At 69.3% G+C, this 25,913-nt stretch carries 23 protein-coding genes; 8 read left to right on the top strand and 15 right to left on the bottom strand.

The window, feature by feature from the left end; all coding sequences use genetic code 11:
* Window positions 1-20: 20 nt before the first annotated feature.
* The 6 genes from HD592_RS05050 to dinB all read right to left on the bottom strand — a co-directional run bounded on the left by HD592_RS05050 (window position 21) and on the right by dinB (window position 5,870).
* Window positions 21-1,802 carry a peptidoglycan D,D-transpeptidase FtsI family protein gene (locus HD592_RS05050; protein ID WP_184452362.1) on the bottom strand — a complete coding sequence of 594 codons (1,782 nt, stop codon included), beginning with the start codon at window positions 1,800-1,802 and terminating at the stop codon, window positions 21-23.
* Window positions 1,802-2,194 carry a cell division protein FtsL gene (gene ftsL / locus HD592_RS05045; protein ID WP_154478669.1) on the bottom strand — a complete coding sequence of 131 codons (393 nt, stop codon included), beginning with the start codon at window positions 2,192-2,194 and terminating at the stop codon, window positions 1,802-1,804. The genes HD592_RS05050 and ftsL overlap by 1 nt, the downstream gene beginning before the upstream one ends.
* Window positions 2,191-3,171, bottom strand: coding sequence for a 16S rRNA (cytosine(1402)-N(4))-methyltransferase RsmH (gene rsmH / locus HD592_RS05040; protein WP_184452361.1), 981 nt, complete (start codon window positions 3,169-3,171; stop codon window positions 2,191-2,193). Before rsmH ends, ftsL begins: the two co-directional genes overlap by 4 nt.
* Before the next feature lie 103 nt (window positions 3,172-3,274).
* Entirely contained in the window at window positions 3,275-3,706 is a 432-nt protein-coding gene (gene mraZ, locus HD592_RS05035) for a division/cell wall cluster transcriptional repressor MraZ (protein WP_184452360.1), read from the bottom strand.
* 434 nt (window positions 3,707-4,140) lie between these two features.
* On the bottom strand, window positions 4,141-4,539 hold the full coding sequence (locus HD592_RS05030) for a DUF3040 domain-containing protein (protein WP_184452359.1): 399 nt from the start codon (window positions 4,537-4,539) through the stop codon (window positions 4,141-4,143).
* Between the two features lie 95 nt (window positions 4,540-4,634).
* The gene (dinB, locus tag HD592_RS05025; protein ID WP_184452358.1) at window positions 4,635-5,870 is read right to left on the bottom strand and encodes a DNA polymerase IV; all 1,236 of its coding nucleotides are present in this window, start codon (window positions 5,868-5,870) and stop codon (window positions 4,635-4,637) included.
* Between the two features lie 33 nt (window positions 5,871-5,903).
* Between dinB and HD592_RS05020 the strand changes: the two genes are divergently transcribed.
* On the top strand, window positions 5,904-6,725 hold the full coding sequence (locus HD592_RS05020; protein ID WP_184452357.1) for a spermidine synthase: 822 nt from the start codon (window positions 5,904-5,906) through the stop codon (window positions 6,723-6,725).
* 25 nt (window positions 6,726-6,750) lie between these two features.
* Here the strand turns inward: HD592_RS05020 and HD592_RS05015 are convergent, their stop codons facing one another.
* Window positions 6,751-8,034, bottom strand: a complete 1,284-nt coding sequence (locus HD592_RS05015) for a PAC2 family protein (RefSeq protein ID WP_184454463.1) — start codon at window positions 8,032-8,034, stop codon at window positions 6,751-6,753.
* 185 nt (window positions 8,035-8,219) lie between these two features.
* Here HD592_RS05015 and HD592_RS05010 point away from each other — a divergent pair, with 185 nt between their 5' ends.
* The 3 genes from HD592_RS05010 to HD592_RS05000 all read left to right on the top strand — a co-directional run bounded on the left by HD592_RS05010 (window position 8,220) and on the right by HD592_RS05000 (window position 13,574).
* On the top strand, window positions 8,220-10,460 hold the full coding sequence (locus HD592_RS05010) for a HelD family protein (RefSeq protein ID WP_184452356.1): 2,241 nt from the start codon (window positions 8,220-8,222) through the stop codon (window positions 10,458-10,460).
* 61 nt (window positions 10,461-10,521) lie between these two features.
* On the top strand, window positions 10,522-11,727 hold the full coding sequence (gene serA / locus HD592_RS05005; RefSeq protein WP_184452355.1) for a phosphoglycerate dehydrogenase: 1,206 nt from the start codon (window positions 10,522-10,524) through the stop codon (window positions 11,725-11,727).
* 107 nt (window positions 11,728-11,834) lie between these two features.
* Window positions 11,835-13,574 carry an AMP-binding protein gene (locus HD592_RS05000; RefSeq protein WP_184452354.1) on the top strand — a complete coding sequence of 580 codons (1,740 nt, stop codon included), beginning with the start codon at window positions 11,835-11,837 and terminating at the stop codon, window positions 13,572-13,574.
* 168 nt (window positions 13,575-13,742) lie between these two features.
* Here the strand turns inward: HD592_RS05000 and nrdR are convergent, their stop codons facing one another.
* Window positions 13,743-14,264, bottom strand: coding sequence for a transcriptional regulator NrdR (nrdR, locus tag HD592_RS04995; protein ID WP_184452353.1), 522 nt, complete (start codon window positions 14,262-14,264; stop codon window positions 13,743-13,745).
* Window positions 14,265-14,359: 95 nt separating this feature from the next.
* A complete protein-coding gene (locus tag HD592_RS12160) occupies window positions 14,360-14,833 on the bottom strand; it encodes a LysM peptidoglycan-binding domain-containing protein (protein WP_246429986.1) in 474 nt (157 codons plus the stop codon).
* Between the two features lie 185 nt (window positions 14,834-15,018).
* Here HD592_RS12160 and lexA point away from each other — a divergent pair, with 185 nt between their 5' ends.
* Entirely contained in the window at window positions 15,019-15,720 is a 702-nt protein-coding gene (lexA, locus tag HD592_RS04985; RefSeq protein WP_184452352.1) for a transcriptional repressor LexA, read from the top strand.
* Between the two features lie 76 nt (window positions 15,721-15,796).
* Here lexA and HD592_RS04980 read toward each other — a convergent pair whose 3' ends face one another.
* The 3 genes from HD592_RS04980 to hflX form a co-directional block, all read right to left on the bottom strand.
* Complete coding sequence (locus HD592_RS04980; RefSeq protein ID WP_184452351.1) at window positions 15,797-16,786, bottom strand: L-lactate dehydrogenase; 990 nt, start codon at window positions 16,784-16,786, stop codon at window positions 15,797-15,799.
* A gap of 112 nt (window positions 16,787-16,898) precedes the next feature.
* Entirely contained in the window at window positions 16,899-18,854 is a 1,956-nt protein-coding gene (locus HD592_RS04975) for an ATP-dependent DNA helicase (protein WP_184452350.1), read from the bottom strand.
* Window positions 18,847-20,409 carry a GTPase HflX gene (gene hflX, locus HD592_RS04970; protein WP_184452349.1) on the bottom strand — a complete coding sequence of 521 codons (1,563 nt, stop codon included), beginning with the start codon at window positions 20,407-20,409 and terminating at the stop codon, window positions 18,847-18,849. Before hflX ends, HD592_RS04975 begins: the two co-directional genes overlap by 8 nt.
* Before the next feature lie 130 nt (window positions 20,410-20,539).
* Between hflX and HD592_RS04965 the strand changes: the two genes are divergently transcribed.
* Window positions 20,540-21,157: a methyltransferase gene (locus tag HD592_RS04965; RefSeq protein WP_184454459.1), complete on the top strand. Its 618-nt coding sequence runs from the start codon at window positions 20,540-20,542 to the stop codon at window positions 21,155-21,157.
* A 10-nt stretch (window positions 21,158-21,167) separates the two neighbouring features.
* Here the strand turns inward: HD592_RS04965 and dapF are convergent, their stop codons facing one another.
* Together dapF and miaA are read right to left on the bottom strand one after the other, a co-directional pair.
* Window positions 21,168-22,082, bottom strand: coding sequence for a diaminopimelate epimerase (gene dapF, locus HD592_RS04960; RefSeq protein ID WP_184452348.1), 915 nt, complete (start codon window positions 22,080-22,082; stop codon window positions 21,168-21,170).
* Window positions 22,083-22,091: 9 nt separating this feature from the next.
* A complete protein-coding gene (gene miaA / locus HD592_RS04955) occupies window positions 22,092-23,078 on the bottom strand; it encodes a tRNA (adenosine(37)-N6)-dimethylallyltransferase MiaA (protein WP_184454457.1) in 987 nt (328 codons plus the stop codon).
* A 69-nt stretch (window positions 23,079-23,147) separates the two neighbouring features.
* Between miaA and HD592_RS04950 the strand changes: the two genes are divergently transcribed.
* Entirely contained in the window at window positions 23,148-23,594 is a 447-nt protein-coding gene (locus HD592_RS04950; protein ID WP_184452347.1) for a YbjN domain-containing protein, read from the top strand.
* Window positions 23,587-24,150: a YbjN domain-containing protein gene (locus HD592_RS04945; RefSeq protein ID WP_184452346.1), complete on the top strand. Its 564-nt coding sequence runs from the start codon at window positions 23,587-23,589 to the stop codon at window positions 24,148-24,150. The genes HD592_RS04950 and HD592_RS04945 overlap by 8 nt, the downstream gene beginning before the upstream one ends.
* Window positions 24,151-24,370: 220 nt before the next feature.
* Here the strand turns inward: HD592_RS04945 and miaB are convergent, their stop codons facing one another.
* Entirely contained in the window at window positions 24,371-25,912 is a 1,542-nt protein-coding gene (miaB, locus tag HD592_RS04940) for a tRNA (N6-isopentenyl adenosine(37)-C2)-methylthiotransferase MiaB (RefSeq protein ID WP_184452345.1), read from the bottom strand.
* Between the last annotated feature and the right edge of the window lies 1 nt (window position 25,913).

Raw genomic sequence — 25,913 nt, 5'->3', positions numbered from 1 at the left:
CGCCGTTCGCATCGCCCTGCTCATTGCGGGGCCGACGGGTAGAGGACCGCCGGTTCCGCCGAAGCGGGGATGCCGAGATTCTTCACGGCTGCCTCCGCGACTTGCCCGAAGAGGGGCAGCGCGGACGAGGCCGCCAGATAGGCGACCTTTGGATTGTAGATGACAACCGTGATCGCCAATCTTGGCTTATCGGCCGGGATGATCCCCGCCGTGGTCGAGGCGACGCCCGTCAGCCCCGACTGGCCGTCGACTCCGATCTCGGCCGTGCCCGTCTTCAGGCCGACCCGATAGCCCGCGACGCCGCCCACCCCGTTCGTCCCATTCGGATCGGCGACGACCGATTCCATCATCGTGAGGACCTTCTTCGCGGTGTCGGCCGACATCACCTGGACGGGTTCGGGGCGCTTCTGCTCTTCGAAGGTGCCGTCGGCGTTCGTCCACGACTTCACGATCCGCGGGCTGATGCGCACACCCCCGTTGCCGATCGTCGCCATCATCGAGGCCATCTGGAGGGGCGTCACCGCGTAGGACTGGCCGAACATCGAGACGTAGCGGTCGCGTCCGCCCCATTCCGATGGCGGGCGCAAGAGCCCGGCCGACTCGCCCGAGAGCTCGATGCCCGTAAGCTCGCCGAAGCCGAGCTTTTTCATCATGTCGTAGCGCGACTCGTCGCTCACGGTATCGCCCACCTGCACGGTGCCCGTGTTCGAGGACTCGACGAGGATGCCGGTCGCCGTGCGCTCGTAGGTCTCGTGCTGGTGTAAGTCGTTGATCGGCCCGTCCGCGCCCGGCATGTTGATCGAGCCGGGGACCGAGAAGACCGAGGTGGGGGTGATGGTGCCCTGTTCGAGGGCGACGGCGTTCGTGAGGACCTTGCCCACGGATCCGGGTTCGGTCGCGTACTGGACTGCGCGGACGATCTGCGGATTCGCGTTGTCGGGCGGCGTCGAGTAGGAGTCGGCCATCACGAGGACCTGCCCGGTGCTCACGTCCTCGATGACGACCGCTCCCCATTCGGCTCCGTGGTAGGTGATCGCGGTGTCGAGGAGCTCCTGGACCTGGTGCTGCAGATCCGTGTGGATCGTGAGCGAGACTGTTCCGCCGTCGTGGGGCTCTTCAAGAGTGCGTTTCCCGCCTGGGATGACGGCCCCGTCGGGGGCGATCTCGAAGGCCTGCGAACCGGGGAGGCCCTGCAGCAGGGAGTCGTACTGCTGCTCGATCCCGGAGGATCCCTCGCCTTCGGCGTTCACGGTGCCGATGAGGGGCGCGGCGGTGTTCCCGTTGGGGTAGATCCTCTCGTAGACCGCCTCCCATTCGATGCCGTAGATGTCGAGGGCGCGGATCTTGCGGAAAGTCACCGCGTCGACGTTCCGTTTGAGATAGGTGTAGGTCGAGTCGCCGATGAGCTGACCGCCGAGTTCGGCCTCGGACATGCCGAGGAGTTCGGCGAGCTGCCGGGCGGCCTCGGCGGGGCCCCGGCCCACGACGGTCGTCTGCTTCGAGCCGTTGACCTCCTTCGTCTCGTAGTGGACGTAGGAGCGGATATTAACCTGATTCACCGCGATGTCGTAGGTGAGGATCGAATCGGCCAGGACCGTTCCGGTCGCGTCGAGGATCTGGCCCCGTTTCGCGGCGATCGCCGAACGGGAGGTTCTCACCTGCTCGCCTTCGGCGGCGAGCTCGGGCCCCTGGACGAGCTGGAGGTCGACGAGGCGGAGCGCGCACGCCGACAGGAGGATCACGAAGATCGCCAGGATCACCCGCGATCGCCGGATCGAGGCGGAGGCGTTGCTGGGGGTCATCAGTTCGCCGGAGTCCCGCCCTCGACCGTTCCAGTCGACAGGGTGATGAGACCGCTCTTGCCGGCGGGCACCATGCCCGCGTTCCGCGCCGCCGCTTCGAGGGAGGCGGGAGAGGCCGCTTCTTCGATGACAGCCTGCATGCTCCACGCCTCGGCGTCCAGGGCGTTGAGCTGGAGCTGCTGTTCACGGATCTCGAACGCCGTCTGGGCCATCCTGGTGTGCAGCACCATCGAGGCGATCACCGCGGTGAGGATGACGAGGATCGCCGCGAGGGCGAGGGCGAGGAGGGAGCGGCCGGGCCTTTGGCCTTCGACGACTCGGAGTTCGCTGACCTCGGCTCGAAGCCGCTCGGGCCGAGAGGCCGGTCGCGTCGCAGCTGCTGCGCTGCTCATGAGGACTCCTTCCATTCGCGGACGAGTTCGACGCCGCGGAGTCGCACGGAGGCTGATCGGGGGTTGCGGGCTCGTTCCTCTTCGTTGGCGAGGACGGCGCCGCGGGTGAGGAGCTTGAGCGGCGGCGCCTTCGATTCGGGGATGATCGGCAGGTCCACCGGCACGTCGAGCGTCGATCCCGCTCTGAAGGCCTCTTTCACCAGACGGTCCTCGAGGGACTGGTAGGACTCGATGACGAGGCGTCCGCCGATCCTGAGCGAGCTCAGCGCCGCGGGAAGGGCGCGTTCCAGGATCCTGAGCTCGTCATTGACGGCGACGCGGAGGGCCTGGAAGGTGCGTTTGGAGGGGTTGCCCCCGGTGCGTCTGGCGGGGGCCGGGATCGCGTCGCGGATGATGTCGACGAGTTCGCCCGTGCGTTCGAGGGGGGCTTCTTCGCGCTTGCGCACGATCCGCCGGGCGATGCGGGAGGCGAAGCGCTCCTCCCCGTAGACGCGCAGGATCTTGGCGATCTCGGCCTCGGCGGCGGTCGCGAGGAGATCGGCCGCGCTCCGCCCCTTCGTCGGGTCCATGCGCATGTCGAGGGGGGCGTCGGCGGCGTAGGAGAAGCCCCTGTCGGCTTCGTCGAGTTGGAGCGAGGAGACGCCGAGGTCCATGAGGATGCCGTCGGCGAGCCCCGAGGGCGAATGGCGGGCCACCACCTCGCCGACGCGGTCGTAGGTCGTGTGGACGGCGCGGAAGCGCTCCCCGAAGGGGCGGAGGCGCTCGGAGGCGAGGGCGATGGCCTGGGGATCGCGATCAATGCCGATGACGCTGAGGCGGGGGAAGCGCTTGAGGGCGGCTTCGGTGTGCCCTCCCATGCCGAGGGTGCAGTCGACGAGGAGCGCGCTTTGGGCGTCGAGGGCGGGGGCCAGCATGTTGAGGCACTCGTCGAGGAGCACGGGGGTATGCCGTTGGGACGTGGCGCGGGCGTCGTCCACTTGCACTCCTTTCTTCTGCGAGGCTCGTAGGGCCGGGTCCCCCACCGCGCTCCGACATCGGGGAAGTGAAGTCGGAACCCGGATGGAGACCGGGCCTTGCGAGTCAGAACATGCCGGGGATGATCTCCTCGGCAGTCTGGGAGAACACCTCCTCCTGGACGGCGAGGTACTCGCGCCAGGACTCGGCGTTCCAGATCTCGGCCCGCGAGCCCGCACCGATGACGGTGAGTTCGCGGCCGAGGCCGGCGTAGGCCCGCAGATCCGCGGGGATGGAGATCCTCCCCTGCTTATCCGGAACCTCCTTGTACGCGCCCGACAGCATCACTCGGATCCAGTCGCGCGCCTGTTTGGAGGACAGGGGCGCTGTGAGCAGGTCCTTCGTCATGTCGTCGAATCGCGAGGCCGGGAACGCGTAGATGCAGTGCTCCTGACCCCGGGTGAGGACGATGCCGCCCTCCATGTCCTCGCGGAATTTGGCGGGCAGGAAGACGCGTCCCTTGTCGTCGAGTTTGGGCTCGTACGTACCGAGGAACATGTCTCACCGCCTTCCCCTGCGGAACACTTTTCCCCACTTTACCCCACAATATTCCCCCAAGACAGTGCTCAACGCGCCAACACTGCTGAATTGCCGCTCAGAATCCGCTTAATTTCAAAGAAAGATTGCGGTGGTGAATTGTGGGGAAGAATCTCACTCCTCATCCGTCGTTCCAGCACCCCGCCCCCCTCGCGGGCGGCGGAGGCTCCCTCTGCGGCGCGGGCGGCAGCGACCGCCCCGCCCCCTCACGGAAGCAGGGATCCGGCGCGGGGCCAGTAGGGCAGGCGCCTCAGACGGCCCCCTCGCGGGCGGCGGGGCTCATCGCCGCCGGAGGGGCGGATGCTGAGAGGGGACGCAGCCCATCGCATGAGAAATCCCCGTTCCGCTGTGCGGAACGGGGACGTGTGGAGTGAAGTGGTGGAGGACCCGGCGGATCAGTAGTCTCGACGACGATCCTGCCAGCGGCGCTCCTGATCCTCGATGAGGCGGGCCCAGGTGCTCGTGCCGCCGGCGCCCGCACGTTTCTTGGGCGCGCCACCCTCGGCCCCCTTCGTCGACACGGCGACCCAAACGCCCAGGACCATGAGGACGAAGCCGAGCACGCCCAGGAGGATCGACCAGAGGGAATACCCCAGGGAAACGGCGCCGACGAGGACTGCGAGCCCCGCGACCGCGATGAGCGCGCCGAGCGCGATCCGACGGGGCGAGAAGGAGCCCGAGGGGGCGTCCGGATCGACCGCCTTGGCCATCTCGGACGCGAGTTCCGGATCGGCACGACGGAACTCCGCCTCCATCTGCTCGAGCACCTGCTTTTCATAATCTGAAAGAGCCACGGCGCCTCCTCTCCCTGAGATCGATTCGCAGTGTAATGCGTCAAGGCGCGCCGGTGCGATTCGACTCCGCGCCCGCACCGGTCCCGCGATCGCGATCAGCGATCCCGCTGACGGGCATCCGGGGGCTCCAGCAGGGTCGCCGGGCGCAGTGCGGCATCGCCGAAGCGCGAGCGCACCGAATCCATCGCCCGCTCCGAGGCCAGGGGGCGGGCGTCGTCGTCGAGGCGCACCGCGACCCCCGCCTCACGCGACTGCAGGCCCTCGCAGCGGACTCCACACAGGCGCACGCCGCCCTGGGGCATCGCCTCGCGCGAGAACAATGCGCGAGCCGCCGCGAAGACCTCCCTGCCCACATCGGTCGGCGCTTGGAGCGTCACCGATCGCGTGATCGTGGTGAAGGAGGGGTCGCGGAGCTTCAGACCGACCGTCCAGGCCACCCACCCCTGCGCCCTCAGGCGACGCGCGCAATCGTGGGCGGCCGACAGGAGGAACGCCTCGACCTGCGCCCGCGAGCGCAGGTCCTCATCGAAGGTCCGCTCGGTGCCGACCGACTTCTCCTCCCGGCTCGTCACCACCGGACGAGGATCGATCCCGTGCGCGAGGTCGTGGAGGTGGTGCGCGGAGGCGACGCCCACGAGCTTCTTCAAGCGTTCCATCGGGCAGGCGGCGAGGTCGCCGATCGTGTCGATCCCCGCACGGGTCAGGCGCTCCGCGCCGACCGATCCGACGCCCCAGAGCGCCCCGACGGGCAGTCCGTGGAGGAAGTCGATCGTACGATCCGCCGGAACGAGGAGGAGGCCGTCAGGTTTCGCGTTCGATGAGGCGATCTTCGCAACGGACTTCGAGCCCGCGATGCCGACCGATGCGGGAAGCCCCACCTCGTCACGGATCATCCGCCTCAGGGAGCGGGCGATCTGAAGGGGCGGGCCGAGGAGGCGCCGAGCGCCGGACACGTCGAGGAAGGCCTCGTCGATGCTCACCTGCTCCAGGCGCGGAGTGATCCGGCCCAGCACCTCCATGACTCGGCGCGAGTACTGCGAGTAGAGCCCCCGATGCCCCGGAAGGATCACGGCGTCGGGGCTCAGGGCCCGGGCCCTCGCCATGGGCATCCCCGCCCGCACGCCTTTGGCGCGCGCCTCGTAGGTCGCCGAAGTCACGACGCCCCGGTTCGAGGAGCCGCCGACGATCACTTCGCGCCCGCGCAGCCCCGGGTTCTCGCAGAGCTCCACCTGGGCGAAGAAGGAGTCCATATCGACGTGGAGGATCGGAGTGGCGGAATCGTCATCCCCCCAGGAGCGCCTCACGCGCGCATCGCGCGGAGCATTCGACATGACGCCTCCTCTCGTCCCGATACAGTGTCCCCCATGGCACGGGCATCAGCGCGCGGGAGCGAGTTCCATGAGATCGACTCCGGAACGGCCGAGATCCGGTGGGACGGCCCATTGGCGACCCTCTTGATCGACGGCGTGGAGTCCTCGTGCGTGAACACCGCGAATCCCGCCGATCTCGAATTCGAATACATGCAGCACGCGACCTGCGCCCTCGACGCCCTTCACGCCCAGGGCGAGGGGGTCCGGGCTCTGCATCTGGGCGGCGCCGGCTGCGCGCTTCCGACTGCCTGGGCGCATCAGCGGCCCTCCTCGAGGCAAACGGCGGTGGAGATCGACGCCGCCCTCGCGACCGTCGTCCGCCACTGGTTCGACCTGCCGAGGGCGCCGAGGCTGTCGATCCGGGTGGGCGACGGCAGGCGGGTGCTCGAGGAGGCCAGGCCCGGGTCCTTCGACGTGATCGTGCGCGACGCCTTCGCGAAGGGGGAAGTCCCCGAGCACATGCGGACCCGCGGCTTCGCCCGGGCCGCCCTGCGCGCTTTGAAGCCGCAGGGGCTCCTCCTGGCGAACTGCGCGCACGGAGGCGGGACGGACGCCAGACGGGACATCGCGTCGATCGCGGACGTCTTCCCCGAGGTCCTCTCCGTTCAGGACCCGAAAGTGGGCAGGTCGCAACGACGGGGCAATGTCATGGTGATCGCCTCAGCCGCGCCCGCAGGCGCCTACCCCCTCGAGCGACTCGACCGGCTCTTGCGCACGCTGCCTCTTCCGGCCAGGGCGATGGACCCGGCGGCTCTGAGGAAGTGGCTCGCGGGCGCCCCGCCCCTCGACGATCCGGCGGGCGGCATCGGCGCTTAGGGCCGTGATCGGGGGCCGAGGCCTCTCAGTCCTGCGGCTCCTCAGCCGGACCGCCCTCACCAGCCCCGGCCGGACCACCCTCGTCAACCCCAGCCGGACCACCCTCGTCAACCCCAGCCGAACCACCCTCGTCAACCCCAGCCGAACCACCCTCACCAGCCCCTGCCGGACCGCCCTCATCGGCGGGAGGGAGGGGGCCTTCAGCGAAGCGGATCCCGAGGCCCGCCTCCTCCCCTCGCCCGTCCTGCGGCTCGGGAGCGCGGTGGAGGGGCGCGCGGGAGCGCGGTCCGTCCGGGGACCTGCGGCGCTCTTCGACGCGGCGGAGCGCGGCGGCGAGCGGGTCCTCCTCCGCATCCCCCGCCTCGGCGCGCTCGGGCTCCTCCTGCTCGCCGTCCTGAGAGGCGAGATTCGCCAGGTATGCCTCGATCACTTCGCCGATGTCCTTGGACTGCTTGCGCGCGTTCACCATGTCCGCGCCCTGCCCGAGAGCGCCCAGGGGCATTCCCGAGCCCTCACCCGTCCAGGCGTCGTAATGCTCCTCGAGGGCGGACACCGTGTGGAGGATCTCCGGGTTGGCTTCGACGAGGGAATCGATCGTCTCCTGGTCCTCGGCGGCGCCCTGCTCGAGCTCGCCCACCGGCAAGGAGAGGTCCGCGTATTTGGACAGGGCCCCGAGCAGGGCGGAGGCGCCCGCGGGGTAGCCGGTGTCCGACATGTAGAAGGGCACGGCCGCCAGCATCGCGATCCCGTTGATGCCGCGTTCGCGCAGACGGGATTGGAGGAAGACGGAGGCGGGCGAGGGGAACTGGATGATCTGCGCCATCTTCGGCTGCACCGGCACGAGGGAGGCGTCCGTCGCTTGGAAATGCACCGGAGTCGCCCGCGTGTGCGGCACCCCCGAAGGGATACCGTGGAAGGAGACGGTGATCTCGACCCCCGCTTCCTGAGCCAGCTCGGAGACGATGCGGGCGAAGGCCTCCCATTTCGCGTCCGGCTCGGGGCCGTGGAGGACGAGGATCGGGTTGCCGAGGTCGTCGCGCACCCGATCGAGGACGAGTTCGGGGGCTTCGAGCGAGGTCATCACCCAGTTCTCGACCGTCGAGATCGGACGGTGCGACCGGTAGTCGAGGAAGTGGTCGGCGTCGAAGGTCGCGATCCTCTCCGAGGGCAGCGAGCGGAGCATCTCCCGGATGGCGAGGCGGCCGGCGGCACCGGCGTCGAGGGCGCCGCGGAAGTGGATGACGAGGATCCTGGCCCGCGAGTCCTCGGCTCCGGCGCGCTCGAACATCACCTCGTCCGTCGTTCTCATCACGATCCCCTCCGTCGCATACGGGCGTCCTGCTCGACCGGATCCACGCTACCCCTCAATCGCGGCTTCGTCGCGAGGACGAGGGCGGTTCGGCCGAGGGCGAATCACCAGTCGGTCCATCGCGCACGAGCGCCGGACGATGATGGACAATGGGTGGCCGCATCTCGAACCTGTGGAGGACTCGTATGGCCGAACAGCCCCTCGCCGATCAGGCGACCAGCGACATGCCCGAACAGGATTTCGTCGACGCCGCATATGAGCGCCTCGATGCGCTGCGGGACTCCTACCGGGAGCGCCAGCGCAGGGCCCACGCCGAGCACGGAGTCGACAACGCGCAGGCGTGGACCGAACGGGATGCGATCTCCTCCCACCTCGGCGACATGGCCGCGCGCCTCGAAGGCGTCGAGGACCGCCTCGTCTTCGGTCGGCTCGACATGACCGACGGACAGGTCAGGAGGATCGGCAGGATCTCCCTGTCGACCCCGGACGGCCCTCCCCTGCTCATCGACTGGCGCGCCCCCGCCGCCATGCCCTTCTACCAGGCGACCGCCGTGGAGCCCCTCGGAGTCGCCCGGCGGCGCCACATCACGACACGGGCCCGCCGCGTCATCGCGATCGAGGACGAGCTCCTGGACTCCGCCGCGGGGGGCATCGAGCTGCAGGGCGAGGGCGCGCTCATGGCCGCGCTGTCATCGGCGCGAGACGGCCGCATGGGCGACATCGTCGCCACGATCCAGTCCGAGCAGGATCGGATCGTCCGCGCCGACGAGAAGGGCATCGTCGTCGTCCAGGGCGGCCCGGGAACCGGGAAGACCGCCGTCGCGCTCCACCGAATCGCCTACCTCCTGTACGCCGAACGCGAGCGCCTCCAGCGCTCCGGCGTCCTCCTGGTCGGCCCCTCGCGCATCTTCCTGAGATACATCGAGCAGGTCCTCCCCTCGCTGGGCGAGACCGGAGTCGTGTCCACGACACTCGGCGATCTCATCCCCGGGACGAGCGCCACCGGGGCCGAGCCCCTCGAGGTCGCTCAGGCGAAGGGCCGTCCCGGCTGGGAGCGCGTCCTTGCCCAGGCGGTCAAATCCCTTCCCCGCCCCCTCGACGCCCCCGTCGCGCTTCGGGTGTGGAATCGGAGCGTCGATCTGCTCCCTAAGGACGTATCCGCGGCCCTCAAGCGGGCGAGGCGCTCGCGCAAGCCCCACAACGAGGCGCGCGAGGGTTTCGCCCTCGACCTCATGAAGCGCCTGGCGAAGAGGCTTGCCCTCGCCGCCGGGGACGGCGATTCGGAGGGCCGCGTTCCCGAGGACGTCCTCAACTCGTGGACCGTCGAGGTGCGCGACTCCCTCGATGCGCGCCGGGCGATCAACCTGGCGTGGATGCCCACCTCCGCGAAGACCCTCCTCGCGCGCCTGTACGCCCGCCCTTCGCTCCTCGCCCGCCTCAACGCCGCTGCGGGTTCCCCGCTGTCGGCCCGCGAGCTGCGCCTCGTCGCCCGGCGGGATTCGACCTGGACCCCGGCGGACGTTCCCCTCCTCGATGAACTCGAAGAGCTTCTCGGGCCGCTCCCCCACCGGGCCCCGCGGAAGAGCTCGACCGAGGCCGAGGAAGTCGAGCGCGCTCGCGCCGCGATCGAGGGCCAGGGGCTCGGCGGCGGCATCGTGACCGCCGAGCAGCTCGCAGCCTCCGCGCGCGGGGAGGGCGAATGGACGCCGCTCGCGGAACGGGCAGCGAATGACCGGCAGTGGACCTACGGCCACATCGTCGTCGACGAGGCCCAGGACCTGTCCCCGATGGCGTGGCGCGCGCTCCTGCGCCGCTGCCCCGCCCGCTCCATGACGATCGTCGGCGACCTCGATCAGCGCCGGGGCGCGCACCGCCCCTCCACCTGGGAGCAGGCCCTGGGACCGGCGGCGCGCGCCCTCGAAGCCGAGTACGTCCTCACGGTCTCCTACCGCACGCCGCGGGCCCTGACCGAGCTCGCCGAGCGCGTCATGGCCAGGGCCGGCGAGCCCGTCCTCCATCCGATGACCGCGGTCCGCGATGTTCCGGACTGCTACCGGGTCCTCTTCGCCCAGGATTCGGGCGCGGCCGGCCTCGACGAAGCGGCGAATGGGGCGGTGGAAGAAGCCGTGAAGCGCCTCGACAGCGAGTCCGGCCCCGGATCGGGGCGCGTGGCCGTCATCGTCGGCGCTCGGCGCGCCCTCGAGTGGAAGGCCGACGTCTCGGGCATGAGCGGGCTGGATTCCCGTGTCAGCGTGCTCTCGGCCGCAGCCGCCAAAGGCCTCGAGTTCGACTCGGTGGTCCTCGTCGAGCCTGCGGAGATCGCCTCCGACGGTCTGGGCGATCTCTTCGTCGCCCTCACGCGCTCGACCCACGACCTCACCGTCGTGCACCGCGCGCCGCTGCCGGCGGGGATGGAGGAGTGGTAGAAGCCCGCCCGCACTCTGGCCGCCCGGCGCGCAGGCGCCGGGCGTCTGGCACTATGAGGCCATGACGCGCGCACTTCTGCTTGAGAATCCCCACAAGGTCGCCGACGAGATCTTCGCCAGGCACGGCATCGAGGTTCAGCGGGTTTCCGGCGCACTCGACGAATCCGAGCTGCTCCACGCCCTCGAAGGCGTCGAGTACATCGGCATCCGCTCCAAGACGACCCTCTCGCGCAAGGTCCTGGAGGCCCACCCCCAGATCCAGGCGATCGGTGCCTTCTGCATCGGCACCAATCAGATCGACCTCGCGGCCGCCACCGAGCTCGGCATCTCGGTCTTCAACGCGCCCTACTCGAATACGCGCTCGGTCGTGGAGCTCGCGATCGGCGAGATCATCGACCTCTCGCGTCGCGTCACCGTGAAGAACTCCCGCCTGCACCGCGGCCTGTGGGACAAGTCCGCCGACGGCGCGCACGAAGTCCGCGGACACACCCTGGGCATCATCGGCTACGGCAACATCGGCACCCAGTTGTCCGTCCTCGCCGAAGCGATGGGGCTCAACGTCATCTTCTACGACACCGCCGAACGCCTCGCGCTGGGCAATGCGACGCAGATGCCGACGATGGAATCGGTCCTGCGCGAAGCCGACGTCGTCTCCTTGCACGTCGATGGACGCCCCTCGAACACGAAGATGTTCGGGGCGCAGGAGTTCGCGATGATGAAGCCCGGCGCGATGTTCATCAACCTGTCGCGCGGGCACATCGTCGACATCGACGCTCTGCACGACGCCCTCGTCTCCGGGCACCTGTCGGGGGCTGCGGTGGACGTGTTCCCGACCGAGCCGAAGAAGAACGGCGACCCCTTCACCTCGCCCCTGGCCAAACTCGACAACGTCATCCTCACCCCCCACATCGGGGGTTCGACGGAGGAGGCGCAATACGACATCGGCCGCTTCGTCGCCCATAAGCTCGCCGACTACCGGCGCACGGGCTCGACCGACATGTCCGTCAATCTGCCCAACCTCCAGCTCTCGGCCTCGGAGGAGTCCCGCTACCGGATCCGCCTCATCCACCGCAACACGCCCGGCGTCCTCGCCCTCGTCAATAGGACCTTCGCCGAGACGGGCGCCAACATCGGCGCGCAGATCCTGGGCACCTCGGGGCAGACCGGCTACGCGCTGACGGATATCAACTCCGAGCTGCCGATCGAGGCGATCGAGGAGATCCGCTCGATGAAGGACACGATCCGGCTGACCATCACCCGCCTCTGAAGGGCGGGTCATGCGGGACCGACGGCCTTCGTCGGCGCAGTCGCGAGCGGGTTCCCCTACGGCAGAGTAACCTACGGAAGCGTAGGAACTTGGAAGGGAATGCCGCAATGACGCTCACCGACGACCTCCGCCGCGGATACGCACCCGGCGTCGCCCATACGATCGACATTCCGGACACGACCCTGCCCCGCATGGTCGAAGAGGTCGCCGCCCGCTACCCCGAACGCGTCGCCCTCGACTTCTTCTCACGGCCCATCACCTACTCCCAGCTCATCGAACGGGTTCAACGCGCCGCGGTGGTCCTCATCCGCGCAGGGGTGGCCAAGGGCGACCGCGTCGGCCTCGTCATGCCGAACTGCCCCCAGCACGTCATCGCCATCCTCGCGACGATGTCCATCGGCGCGATCGCCGTCGAGCACAACCCCCTGGCGCCCCTCGGCGAGCTCCGCGAGGAATTCGCGCGCCACGGCGCCCGCGTCGTCATCGCCTGGGAGAAGACCGTCCCCTCCCTCAGCTTCCTCGACCGCTCGACGACGGTCTTCTCCGTCGACATCACGCGCGCCCTTCCCGGCCCCGCGCAAGTCCTTCTGCGCCTGCCCGTGAAATCAGCGAGGACGAAACGCGACGCGCTCTCGGCCCGACCGCCCCGCTGGGCCAGGTCCTGGGACCGCGAAGTGGCCCAATCGCCGAGGTGGCTGCGCCGCGTCGAGGTCTCGCCCGACGACGATGCGCTCCTCATCCACACCGGCGGCACCACCGGGGTCCCGAAAGCCGCGAGACTCACCCACCGCTCGATCCTGGCCAATGTCGCCCAGTCCATCGCCTGGGTCCCCGTCCTTCACGAGGGCGCAGAGGTCTTCTACTGCGTCCTGCCCCTCTTCCACGCCTTCGGCTTCACGGTCGGACTCATGGCGGGCCTGCGCCTCGGCGCGACCGTCGCCCTGTTCCCGAAGTTCGACACCACGATGATCCTCACCAGCCAGAAGCGCCTCCCCTGCACCTTCTTCCTCGGCGTCCCCCCGATGTACGAGCGGCTCCTCGCCTCCGCGAAGGCCCTGGGCGCCGACCTGAGCTCCATGACCTTCTCCCTATCGGGCGCCATGCCCCTGTCCGGCGAGCTCGCCGCCGAGTGGGAGGCGGCGACCTCTGGCCTGATGATCGAGGGCTACGGCATGACCGAGGCCTCCCCGATCCTCCTCGGCTCGCCCCTGTCCGCCGATCGGCGACCGGGCGCCCTCGGCCTCCCCTTCCCCTCGACCGAGATCCGCATCGTCGATCCGGAGGATCCCGACCGCGAGATCGAGACGGGGGGAATCGGCGAGCTCCTCGTCCGCGGGCCCCAGGTCTTCGCCGGATATTGGATGCGTCCCGACGAGACCCAGGAGGTCTTCCACAAGGGCTGGCTGCGCACCGGCGATCTCGTCACGGTCCGCGACGGATTCGTCTACATGGCGGACCGCCGGAAGGAGATGATCAACTCCTCCGGGTTCAACGTGTACCCGAGCCAGGTCGAGGAGGCCGTCCGTTCCATGCCGGGCGTGCGCGATGTGGCCGTCATCGGCATCCCCGCGGGCACAGCGGGCGAGGACGTGGTCGCCGCGATCGTCCTCGAGGCGGGAGCCTCGATCACTCTGGCCGACGTGCGCGAGTGGGCGGAGAAGTCGCTCGCCCACTACGCCCTGCCCCGCCAGCTCGTCATCATGACCGAGCTCCCGCGCAGCCAGCTGGGCAAGGTCATGCGCAAGAAGGTCCGCGAGCAGGTGCTCGGCGCGGCGAGCTCGGTGAAGGATGCGGCCGAGAACGCCGCTCAGGCTCTCCGCAACGTCGCCGGGAGGAACGGCGAGTAGCGGCCGCGAGCAAGAGGGGGCGGCTTCCGCGGCCCCGCGCCGCAGTGCGAGCGGACGGCTCCTCCGGGCCGATCGGACTCATCGAGCGGCCCCATCCGCTCGGGCAAAACCCTAGGCCTTTCGAGGGATCCGCAGGGCGGACGGACTGATCCGGGGCGCCCCTGCGGCTCAGTCGTCGAGCAGGGTCGGGGCGTCCTCCCGTGCGCGCTTCTTGGAGCGCGTCCGCTTCGGCTTGGCCTGCTCCTGCGCCCTGCCCCGGAGGGTCGCGATCGCGGCCTCGAAGTCCTCAAGCGAGTTGAAGGCGCGGTACACCGATGCGAAGCGGAGGTAGGCGATCTCATCGAGCTCGCGGAGAAAGGGCAGGATCGCCTTGCCGACCTCCTCGGAGGACACATTCGACACCCCCGTCGAGCGCAGCTGCTCCTCAACCTGCTGGGCGAGGACGGCGAGCTGATCATCCGTGACCGGGCGCCCCTGACAGGCCCGCAGCACGCCTGCGACCACCTTGTTGCGGGAGAAGGGCTCGACGACCCCCGAGCGCTTCACGACCTGGAACGACGAGGTCTCGAGCGTGGTGAAGCGCTTCTTGCACGCCGTGCATTCACGCCGACGACGAATCGAGGCGCCATCATCAGCGATGCGCGTGTCGACGACCCGGGAATCCGGATTGTGGCAGAAGGGGCAGTGCACCCCTTCACGCTACACGTTTCACGCGCCCCAGTGGAAACACGCACCCCACGAATGCCCCTTCGACCAAGAGAGCCTCAAGCCCCCGAGCGGAAGAGTTAACGAATCGGGACCTCGATGAGATCGCCCACGACGAGCCCGCCCTCGATGCCGTTGAGGGCCTCGATATCGGTGACGACCTCTTCGAGCGGGCGATCAGTGTTCACGCCCTGAGCGATCGACCAGAGGGACTCCCCGGAGCTCACCGCGTGCACGGCGGTCGGGCCCGAATACGTTCCCGGCGAGAGCATCAGACCCGCGCCAGCACCGGCCGCACCGAGGGCGAGGGTCGCGAGAGCCCCCGCGAGGAGGCGCACGAGGCGCGCACCCGCGCCGACTCCGCGCGATGCGGGAACGACGGGGCGGCGGAGGCTGGAGGGCTCGTCACGGCGAAGGGCCTCGCGCCGGCGCCTGGCCGAAGGAGCCGAATCCAAGGAGCGCACCTCGGCCGAATGCGAGCCGAGCCCCGATACCGGGCGCGAATCGCCGAAGACGGGGGATACGGTGCGGGCCGCCGATACCATCGCGCTCATGAGGTTCTCCTTCGTCGAATCGTACACATGTTCGTCGAACACCTGTACGATATCAGGTGAGGGGGATGAAGTCGAGACTTGCTCGAACAGATGTTTCATCTCCGGCCCGGGCTCGGATACCCTGGCCCTACAAGTGGAACAGGGGCCATGTGCATCTGCGTCCACCCGAGGAACCAGGAGGCCCCATGGCACCGAAGGATCAGCTCTCCGAGCGGCAGCGTCAGATCCTCCTCGTCGTTCACGAGGAAGTGCGCGCCCACGGCTTCCCGCCCTCCGTCCGCGAGATCGCCACGCGCGTCGGCCTCGCCTCGCCCTCCACGGTGAAGCACCACCTCGACGCCCTCGAGCGCTGCGGATACCTCCAACGGGTCCCCGGCCTCCCCAGGGCGCTCGAGCTCTCCCGAGCGGCGCGCGAGGAGCTCGGGGTGGACCCCTCCCCGGCCCCGACCGGAACGACCCCCGAAACCCGCGTCGTGACGATCGAATTGCCCGCGGCGCACGTCGACGAGGAATCCACCTCCGTCCCCCTCGTCGGGCGGATCGCCGCGGGCGCGCCCATCACCGCGGAGCAGCAGGTCGAGGACGTCTTCGCACTCCCCACCCGCCTCACCGGCCACGGCACGCTCTTCATGCTCGAAGTCCACGGCGATTCCATGATCGACGCCGGCATCCTCGACGGCGACTTCGTCGTCGTCCGCTCTCAACCCGACGCCTCCGAGGGCCAGATCGTCGCCGCGATGATCGACGGCGAGGCGACCGTCAAGGTCCTCTCCTTCACGGACGGCCACGTCTGGCTCCTGCCCTGCAACGAGGACTACTCGCCCATCCAGGGCGACTGCGCCACGATTCTCGGCCGAGTCGTCACCGTCCTGCGCTCCCTCGCATAGACGACGAGGCCCGCCCCTCATCACGCGAGCGGGGGCGGCACCGTGAAGGTGCCGCCCCCGCCGCGCTTTCTCGGACTCAGAAGCCCAAGTCGCGAGCGACCTGCCGCAGGCGGGTCGCCGAAGCCGTCAAGCCGTCGCGCTCATTGAGCGTCAGGGGCGGGTTGAGGACGCGGCCCGCGCCAACACGCCCCACGATCGTCGGGGCGGCCATGCAGACATCGGAGATGCCTTCCCAGTCCTCCAGGAGCGTCGAGATCGTGAGCACCCGATTCTCATCGCGCAGCACCGCCCCGGCGATGTTCGCCGCGGCCAGACCGATCGCGTAGTTCGTCGCGCCCTTGCCGTCGATGATCTTGTACGCCGACTGCACGACGTCCTGCGCGATCGACTTGCGCAGCGCCGCATCGAAATGGCCGCCGTCGAGGGTCGGCCCCCAGTGCTCGAGCGGTACGTTGCCGATCTCAGCGGAGGACCACAGGGCGACCTCGGAGTCCCCGTGCTCACCGGCGATGTAGGCGTGGATGTTCTGAGTGGCCACGCCCGTGTACTGCGAGACGAGGTAGCGCAGACGGGAGGTGTCGAGCACCGTGCCCGAACCGAAGACCTGGTTGCGCGCAAGCCCCGTGATCTTCAGAGCCGCATAGGTGACGACGTCGACCGGGTTCGTGATGAACATGAACACCGCGTCGGGCGCGACCTCCTGGAGACGGGGAACGATCGTCTTCATGAGACCCACCGTCGATTCGGCGAGTTCGAGGCGCGACTGCCCGGGCTTCTGCTTCGCACCGGCCGTCACGATGACGAGATCCGAGCCCCGCACGATCTCCACGTCGTCGGATCCCTCCACCGAACCGGAAGGGGTGAACTGAATGCCGTGAGCGATATCGAGGGCCTCGGCCTCGACCTTCGCCTTGTTGATGTCCTGAAGCACGATGGTGCGCGCATCGCCTCGCATCGCGCAGGCGTAGGCGACGGCAGTGCCCACCGCCCCCGCCCCGACGATCGCGATCTTCGAGGGCCGTCCTGCCGACTTCGCCGGATACAGGCTCTTCATTTGGGCGGTCATTCTTTCGCGTCCTTCCTCGGGAAATGCCCCCGTCCTTCGGCGAGCTGGATCCCACCCCTATTGTGCCTGTTCGACCGCCCCGACAGGAGCGCGTCGGGCGGCGAATCGCCGATCACTTCCCGGCGGCCCCGTCGGCCAGCCGCGACAGCGCCCCCATGACGACCTCCCGATCCGTCGTCGGCCACATCCTCGGCATGGAGCGGAGGATGAACGCGCCGTAGGACTTCGTCAGGAGCCTGCGATCGAGCAGGGCCACGACGCCGCGATCACCGCCCGACCTCAAGAGCCTGCCTGCCCCCTGGGCCATGAGGAGGGCCGCCCTCGTGAGCGAGACCGTCTGGAATCCGGAGAACCCGCGCCTGCCTGCGTCGATGGAGCGCGCTTTCGCAACCGGATCCTCACGATGCGGGAAGGGGATGCGATCGATGACCACGAGGCGGCAGGACGGCCCGATCACGTCGACCCCCTGCCACAGCGACAGCGTCCCGACCAGGCAGGAGTCCTCCTCCTCGCGGAAACGATCCACGAGGGCGGACAGGGTTTCATCGCCCTGCATGTAGACCTTCAGGCCCGTGCGCTCTCGCAGGGCCTGGGCCCCTGCCTCCGCGGCCTTCCACGAGGAGAAGAGGCCGAGGAGGCCGCCCCCGGAGGCCTCGGCGAGCTCGACGAGACGATCCCGGGCCTCCTCGCCGAGGCCGGGCGCCCCCGGATCGGGCAGGTCCCGGGCGATGTACATGATCGCCTGCGACGCGGGGTCGAAGGGGGTCCCCACGTCGATCCCCTTGAACTCCGCGGACGACATCATGAAACCGCATTCCCGGGCTATGGCATCGAAGGAACCGCCCAGGGACAGGGTCGCCGACGTGAGGATCGCCCCCCGCTCGCCGAAGCCGCGCAGGCCCAGGGCGGGGGCCACGTCCAAAGGGCTGATCGAAATGAGATCCGACTCCGCCCCCTGGAGCGCCGACACCGACAGGATCATCGAGTCCGGATCCTTCGACCACGCATCGATGAACGCCCGCGCCTCGTCGACCGCCGCGCGGGCGAGCGTCTTATCCGCCGAGTCCGCACGGGAGTCGGAAACCGCGCTCGCTGCGCGTCGGAGGGCCTCATCGACGAGGAGCATCACGTCGACCAGCGGGCCGGGCCGCTCCTCGACGAGCCCCTTGGGCAGGGGCGCGATCGCGGCTCCCAGTTCCTCGGCGGCCCTCTCCAGGTCCCCGGCCTCGATCTTCGTCCGCGAGCGCAGTGTGCGGGCGATCCGCGCGAGCATGCCCGCGGAGAGCGCGAGGGTCGACTGGTCCCTCACCCGGTCGGCCAGCTCATGGGCCTCGTCGATGATGACGGGGCCGAACTGGGGCAGGATGTCGGTCTCGCCCGTGCAATGGATGCCGAAGAGCGAGTGGTTCGTGACGACCAGATCCGCTTCCGCGGCCTCGAGGCGTGCGGCTTGGGCGAAGCACTCCTCGATCATGGGGCACGCGCGCCCCAGGCACTCCCGCTTGGAGACGCTCACCTGCCGCCAGGCACGATCGGCGACCCCGGGGACGAGGTCGTCCCTGTCCCCCGTATCCGTCGTCTTCGCCCACTCGCGCAGGCGCACGACCTCTTCGCCCAGAGCGCTCGGCCCCCTCGCCTGCGCAGCGTCGAGCGCGTCGAGCGCGTCGAAGAGGGTCCCCTCGCCCGGGTAGCCGCCGTGGACGCGGTTGAGGCACAGGTAATTCGACCAGCCTTTGAAGACCGCGATCCTCGGGCGCCAGTCGGCCAGGCCCGCCATAGCCTCGATCACCACGGGGGCGTCCTTCGTGATGATCTGGCGCTGGAGGGCGAGGGTCGCAGTCGAGACGAGAGCGCGTTCCCCGCTGCGCCGGCAGTGATCGAGCAGGGGCACCAGGTAGCCGATCGACTTGCCCGTGCCGGTGCCCGCCTGGACGAGGAGGTGGGCGCCGTCCTCGATCGCCGTCGCGATCTCCTCGACCATGGTGCGTTGCCCCTCGCGCCGGGCGCCGCCCATGGCCTCGATGACGCGGTCGAGCAGTACGGCCGCCTCCTCGGCGGCCTCACTCATCGTCGCCGTCCGGCCCGGCGCGAAGGGGCCGGTCGTGGGTCTTGCAGGCGGCCTCGTCCGGGGAGGAGACGACGAAGGGCTCCAGGTCCGCTGCGAGCCGTTGATCGACTCGGGCCCTCACCCGGGTCCCCGCATCGACGTATTCCTCCGAATCGACTTCGCCCTCTTCGTGGATGCGGTGGACCAGGTCCCCGCGCGAATAGGGCAGGACGAGCTCGACCTCGACGCGCGGGCGCGGGAGCGCCGTCTCGATCCTGAAGGCGAGTTCCTCGATCCCCGTTCCGGCCGCCGCGGATACGGCCACCGATTCGGGCAAGTGCGTGCGCAGCAGGGCGAGGCGCTCGGGCTCAGCGAGATCGGCCTTGTTGAGCACGATGATCTCGGGGATCTCGAGCGCCCCCTCGATCTCGGACAGGACGGTGCGGACCGCTGCGACCTGCCCGAGCGGGTCGGGGTGCGCGGCGTCGACCACGTGGATGAGGAGGTCCGCTTCTCCGGCCTCCTCCAGAGTCGAGCGGAACGCCTCCACGAGCTGAGTCGGCAGGTTGCGGACGAAGCCCACGGTGTCCGTCAGCGTGTAGGCGCGCCCGTCCGAGGTCTTCGCCCTCCTCACCGTCGGGTCGAGGGTCGCGAACAGGGCGTCCTCGACGAGGACCTCCGCGCCCGTGAGGCGATTGAGCAGAGTCGACTTCCCCGCGTTCGTGTACCCGACGATCGCCGCGGAAGGGACCCGGCCCCTCCGCCTCGACAGGCGCTGCGTGCGGCGCGCGGGCTCCATCTTGCGGATCTCCTCGCGCAGTTTCGCCATGCGCGTCCGAATCCTGCGGCGATCGAGTTCGATCTTCGTCTCGCCCGGGCCCCTCGATCCGATGCCCGCGCCCGCGGCGACGCGCCCGCCCGCCTGCCGCGACATCGACTCGCCCCAGCCCCGCAGGCGCGGCAGAAGGTACTCGAGCTGAGCGAGTTCCACCTGTGCCTTGCCCTCGCGGGACTTCGCGTGCTGGGCGAAGATGTCGAGGATCAGCGCGGTGCGATCGACGACCTTGGCGTCGACCACGTCCTCGAGCCCGCGACGCTGAGAAGGCGCGAGCTCCTCATCCACGATCACCGTGTCCGCTCCGGCTGCGCGGACGATCTCGGCGAGCTCCTTGGCCTTGCCCGAACCGAGGTAGGTCGCCGGATCGGGGTGGGTCCTCTTCTGAACGAGGGCGTCCAGGACCTGGGAGCCGGCCGTCTCGGCGAGGGCGGCGAGCTCGCGCAGGGAGGTGTCGACCTCCTCCTCGCTCTGATCGGTCCTCAGGGCGACCAGGACGACCTTTTCGAGACGCACCTGACGGTACTCGACCTCTAAGATCTCCTCCCGGTCCTTGCGGTCGGCTTGGACGCGCCGCGTACCCGCGCGCGCCTCCCTTTCGAGCTCACCCGCATCGCGGGAGTGATCGAGGCCCTGCGTGGATTCTAGTGCCGTACCGCGGCGGGCGAGGATCCGTGCGACGAGACTCTCCGCCGCAGCCTCGTCCCTCAGGCGCTCGGACCCTGTGTCAGGCTCCCCCATTGAGTTCCTCTCAGCCGATTTGATGGTCCCCCCAGTGTGTCACGCCCGCGCCCCGTCCTCCTGCGCACCCACCGTCTGCTGGAAGGAGCGCGACGCCATGACGGGCTCGAGTGCCGCTACCCTTGGGGATGTGCAAGAACAGTACTTCTCCGATCATGCGCCCGCCGCGGACTCCGATCTGCGGACCCTGCGCTTCGAGGCGCGCGGCGCGGAGTTCGTCGCCCGGGTGAGCCCGAAGGTCTTCTCAGCGACGCACCTCGATCTGGGAACGCGTCAGCTCCTGTCCGAAGCCCCCGACCTGCCCTCCCAGGGCCGTTTCCTCGATCTCGGCTGCGGATGGGGGCCGATCGGACTGGCGATGGCGAAGGAGGCCCCCGGGGCGGAGGTCTGGGCGATCGACGTCAACTCGAGGGCCGTCGACCTCGCGCGGCGCAACGCGAGCATCAACGGCTGCCCGAACCTGCGCGCCCTCGACGCCGAAGAGGCGCTCGAGGAAGCTGAGTCCGAGGATCTGCGCTTCGACGCGATCTGGTCGAATCCGCCGATCCGCATCGGCAAGGAGGCGCTGCACGGACTGCTGCTCGCCTGGCTCCCCCGTCTCAGCGCCGACGGAGCGGCCCACCTGGTGGTCCAGCGCAACCTCGGAGCCGATTCCCTCATCGACTGGCTCAACGGGCAGGGGCTGCGCGCCGTCAAATTCGCCTCGAAGAAGGGCTTCCGGATCATCGAGGTCCGCATCGCCTCCTGAGGCCCGCCCTTCAGGCCCCCTTCCCCCAGTCGACGAGGCCGACGCGCTCCGCCGGACCCGTGAGGATCACCGGAGCCCCGGTCACGCGCGGCCCGTCCTCGCCGAACTCGAGGACGCCTTCGATGTCGACGCGCACCTCTCCCCCGGGGATGCGGACGCGCCACGAGTCCGGCGCACCCGGGCCCCGGCGGATCGCAGTCGCGAGCGCGGCCGCGCAGCAGCCCGTTCCGCACGACAGGGTCTCGCCGACTCCTCGTTCGAGGACCCGCATCGAAATGACGCCCTCGTCTTCGTCATCGCCGAGGTCGACGACCGCTTCGAGGTTCGTGCCGCGGGCCGGACGCGGATCCAGACTCGGCCGGAGGGCCGAGGGGGCGCGCTCGGCGTCCATCGTCGGGAAGATGAGGGAGGCGAGTTCCTCCTCCGATTCCACGGCGATCACCGTGTGAGGATTCGGCATCTCAATGAAGATCCCCCGATGCGCACCGCCAAGGCCGGGAATCCTCACATCGATCCCCTCGAGGGCCGTCGAACGGGCGGCCCCCATATCGACCCTGTATTCGACGCCGCCCTCCGCCCTCGGCACCACTAGGACCTGACGGACGCCGCCCCTCGTCCCGACCTTGATCCGAGCGCCGTCGAACAGGCCCTCCCGCCGGAGATGATCGACGAAGACGCGGATGCCGTTCCCGCACATCTCGGCGAGCGACCCGTCCGCGTTCCGGTAGTCCATGAACCAGCGGCCCTCGCGCCGCACCGCCCTCATGAGGCCGTCGGCGCCGATGCCGAACGCGGGGGAGCAGAGGCGGCGCACGTCCTCGGGCGCGAGGTCGATCTCGTCCTCATCATCGACGTACACGAGGAAGGAATTGCCCGTCCCGTGCGCCTTCGCCATCCGCAGATGCGCGCCAGTCCCCTTGTTCATGCCCTCAGGCTATCGGGCGTCCTCCCCCAGGTGCGCCTCGACCGACTTCTGGACGATCTCACCCGCCCTGCGGACCAGGGCATCGGGGGAATCGGCATCGATCCAGTGGACGCGCGGATCCGGGCGCAGCCACTTCGCCTGTTTGCGGGCGAGCCGCCGGGTGGCCGCTGCGACCTCGTCGATCGCCTCCTGCTCGCTCAGCGCGCCCTCGATCACCCCGATCGCCTCGGAGTATCCCGTTGCGCGGCGGGCGGTCCGTCCTTCCTTCAGCCCCTCGTCGAGCAGCCCCCGGACCTCCTCGACGAGGCCCTGCTCGAACATGGCGCGCGTCCGCCTCCCGATCCGCTCGTCGAGGATCGCCTGCTCGTGGCGGATCGCGATCATCACGCAGGGACGGATGAAGACCCGTTCGGGCATGGTCGACGAGTACGGCCGCCCCGTCAGCTCGATCACCTCCAGCGCGCGGATGATCCGGCGCGCGTTGTGCGGGTCGATGCGCCGGGCGGACTCGGGATCGAGGGCGGCGAGCCTGGCGTGCAGCCCGCGCGCCCCCAAGGGGCCTTCGGCCCCGGCCTCAAGGGCCGCCCGCACGCCAGGATCCGTCCCGGGGAACTCCAGACGGTCCAGGAGCGCTCTTTGATACAGTCCCGAACCGCCGACGACCAGGGCGAGCCCTGAGCGCCCGTGAATCGCCTCCACGTCGGCTCGGGCCGCGATCTGATAGCGGGCCACCGAAGCCTCTTCGGTCACATCCAGAACGTCGATCTGATGGTGGGCGATGCCGCGCCGTTCGCTCACGGACGTCTTTGCCGTGCCGATGTCCATGCCCCTGTACAGCTGGAGCGCGTCCGCGGACACGATCTCCGCCGCTGCGGCTCCCATCAGTTCCGGCAAGGACTGCGCCAAGTCCAGCGAGAGGTCCGACTTGCCCGACGCGGTCTGCCCGACGACCGCGACGATGAGATCGCCGGGTCGGTCGAGGGCGCTTGGAATCATCACCCGGGCATTCTACGATTCCCCTCCGCGCCGGGGCGCCCGCCCGCCTCCAGGCGATACAGTGGTGGCATGAGCTCAACAGATGCGCGGCCGGTGACGGTCGAGCGGATCAGCGCCGCATTGGAATCGATGGGCGTCTTCCCCTTCGTCTCCGACCGTGGCCAGGTGGCGGCGCTCCTGCCGTCGCGCACGATCCGCATCATCGTCCCCGAGGGCCGTCCCGTTCAGGGCGTCAGCGACTATCCGCGTCGTTTCCACGCCTCGTACACCGACGCCCTCAACGAAACGGTGCGGACCCTCAACGCAGCGACCTACCTGCCGAAGGCGACGACCCTCGCGAATGAGGACTCCACGGTCTCCGTCCGCTTCCTCCACTGCTTCAACTGGGCCGTCGGGGCCACCGATGCGCAGCTCCGCGGAGAGCTCTCCCAGTTCGTCATGTCGGCGATCGCGATGCAGAACCGACTCGACGCGCAGTACCCCGACCAGTGGGCCGAGGAGGCTCCCCATGCCTGAATGGAAGTCATGGACCTTCGAGTCCGACGAGGACGCGGTCTTCGCGGTCCCCTCCCCCGCATCGTCCGCGTCGAGCGGGCACGAGCCGGCGCCCTCCGTTCGGATGGCTCCTGATGCGGCCGCTGAGAAGTGGGGTACCGAGGTCGCTCCCGTCACCGTCGAGCGCATCGAGGCGGTGATGGCCGGGGACGGGCTCCCCCATGCTTCGGGAGAATTCATCGTCCTCACCGAGATCGAGGGGCTGCGGATCCAGGCGCACCGCGAACCGGCCGATGCGCCCTGGCTCCAGGTCGAGTGCCGCCTCGACCTGCCCGAGACGGCCCGGGAGTTGCCGAGCGAGAGGCTCAACGCCATCGCGAACGCCTGGAATCTGGACCACCTCCAGCCCACCGTCTTCCCCGTGGAGGCCGAATCAGGATCCGCCCTCGTCCTCGCGACGCGGTTCTTCGTGGCTGAGGGGCTCTCTGATCGCCAGATCCACGCCATGATCCGCCGGGGGATCTCCGTCGCCCTCCAAGCGAAGACGGAGTTGCCCGCGCTGTTCGAAGGCGAATGACCCGGGTTCGACGCCGAACGGCCCCCGCGAATGCTCGCGGGGGCCGTTTCATCGGGCCGGGGCCGCTGTCACCCCGGCGGAGCGGCCTCACACCGTTGTGAGAACCGCCGCAGTTAAAGGTAAGCCAGGCTCTCGACCGCGTCGGGCACTTCCGAGCGATCGTCACCGAATCGAAACATTCACCGTGCGGCGGGCATGCTCGTTCAGCGCCGCCCGAGCCTCAGGGCCGCCCGATCCTCAGCGTCGGCATTCCCAAGGAGACTCGTTCATCCGCCTCGGATGCTTGACGCGCCTCCCAGGCGTCGCCCGCCCGCGTCCTGCGGACCCGCCAGAGCCCGCCTTGCAGACCGGAGTCTGCGATGAGGTGGTGCGGTGCGCCGTGAGTGACGACCGCGTTCACGACGTCACCGGGACGCGGCAGATCGGAATCCGGCAGACCCGCGGGAATGCCGACGTGCACGAGGCGGTTGTCCCGGGCGCGCCCGGAGATGCGGCGGGTCGCCCCGTCCTTGCGCCCCTCCCCCTGCGCGATGAGCACTTCGACCTCGTGGCCTGCGAGGGCCGCATTGTCCTCCTCGCAGATCCTCTCCTGGAGCGCGATGAGGCGCTGATAGCGTTCGAGCGCGACCTGCGGGTCCACCTGATCGTCGCGATCAGCAGCCGGGGTTCCGGGCCGCGGCGAGTACAGGAAGGTGAATGCCGAGGCGAAACGCGCCTCTTCGACGACCTCGAGGGTCTTGAGGAAGTCCTCCTCGGTCTCACCGGGGAAGCCGACGATGATGTCAGTCGTGATCGCCGCTTCCGGGATCGAGGCGCGCACCCGGTCGAGGATGCCCATGAAGCGGTCGCGCCGGTACGAACGCCGCATCTGTCGGAGCACGGCGTCCGAGCCGGACTGCAGGGGCATGTGCAGGCTCGGCATCACCGTTTCGGTCTCGGCCATCGCGGCGATGACGTCGTCGGTGAATGCGGCCGGATGGGGGCTGGTGAAACGCACCCTCTCCAGTCCCTCGATGCCGCCCACCGCGCGCAGGAGGCCCGCGAAGGCGCCCCGTTCACCGAAGCCCACGCCGTAGGAGTTCACGTTCTGGCCGAGGAGGCTCACCTCGATGGCTCCTTGGGCGACGACCGCCTCGACCTCGGCGAGGATCTCCCCGGGGCGGCGATCGCGTTCACGACCGCGAAGATGCGGAACGATGCAGAAGGTGCAGGTGTTGTTGCAGCCGACCGAGATCGACACCCAGGCCGCGTAGGCGCTTTCGCGGTGCGTGGGCAGAGTCGAGGGGAAGACCTTGAGGGACTCCTCGATCTCGACCGCCGCCTCGCGATTGTGTTGAGCGCGTTTGAGCAGGGCGGGCAAGACGTCGATGTTGTGCGTTCCGAAGACCGCATCGACCCAGGGGGCCTTCTCGATGATGCCCTCGCGCATCTGCTGGGCGAGGCATCCGCCGACGGCGATCTGCATTCCCGGACGCTCGCGTTTGACGGCGGCGAGCTGGCCGAGGTTCCCGAAGAGGCGCGTCGCAGCGTTCTCACGGACCGAGCAGGTGTTGATCACCACGACGTCGGCACCCTGATCGCCCGCGTCCGTGGCCCGTCCGGCCAGTTCGGGGACTCGCGACACCGGTACGAGGCCGGCCTGTTCGAGCAGGCCCGCCATTCGTTCGGAATCGTGCTCGTTCATCTGGCATCCGAGGGTGCGGATGGCGTAGGTGCGCGGCATCCGGGGGGCGCGCAGGTCGTGGATCTCTTCGGCGTTCATC

This window comes from Schaalia hyovaginalis, assembly GCF_014208035.1.
Lineage (GTDB): Bacteria > Actinomycetota > Actinomycetes > Actinomycetales > Actinomycetaceae > Pauljensenia > Pauljensenia hyovaginalis.
Note: the sequence above shows the minus strand (reverse complement) of the source record. Positions and strands in the feature narration are given on the sequence as shown.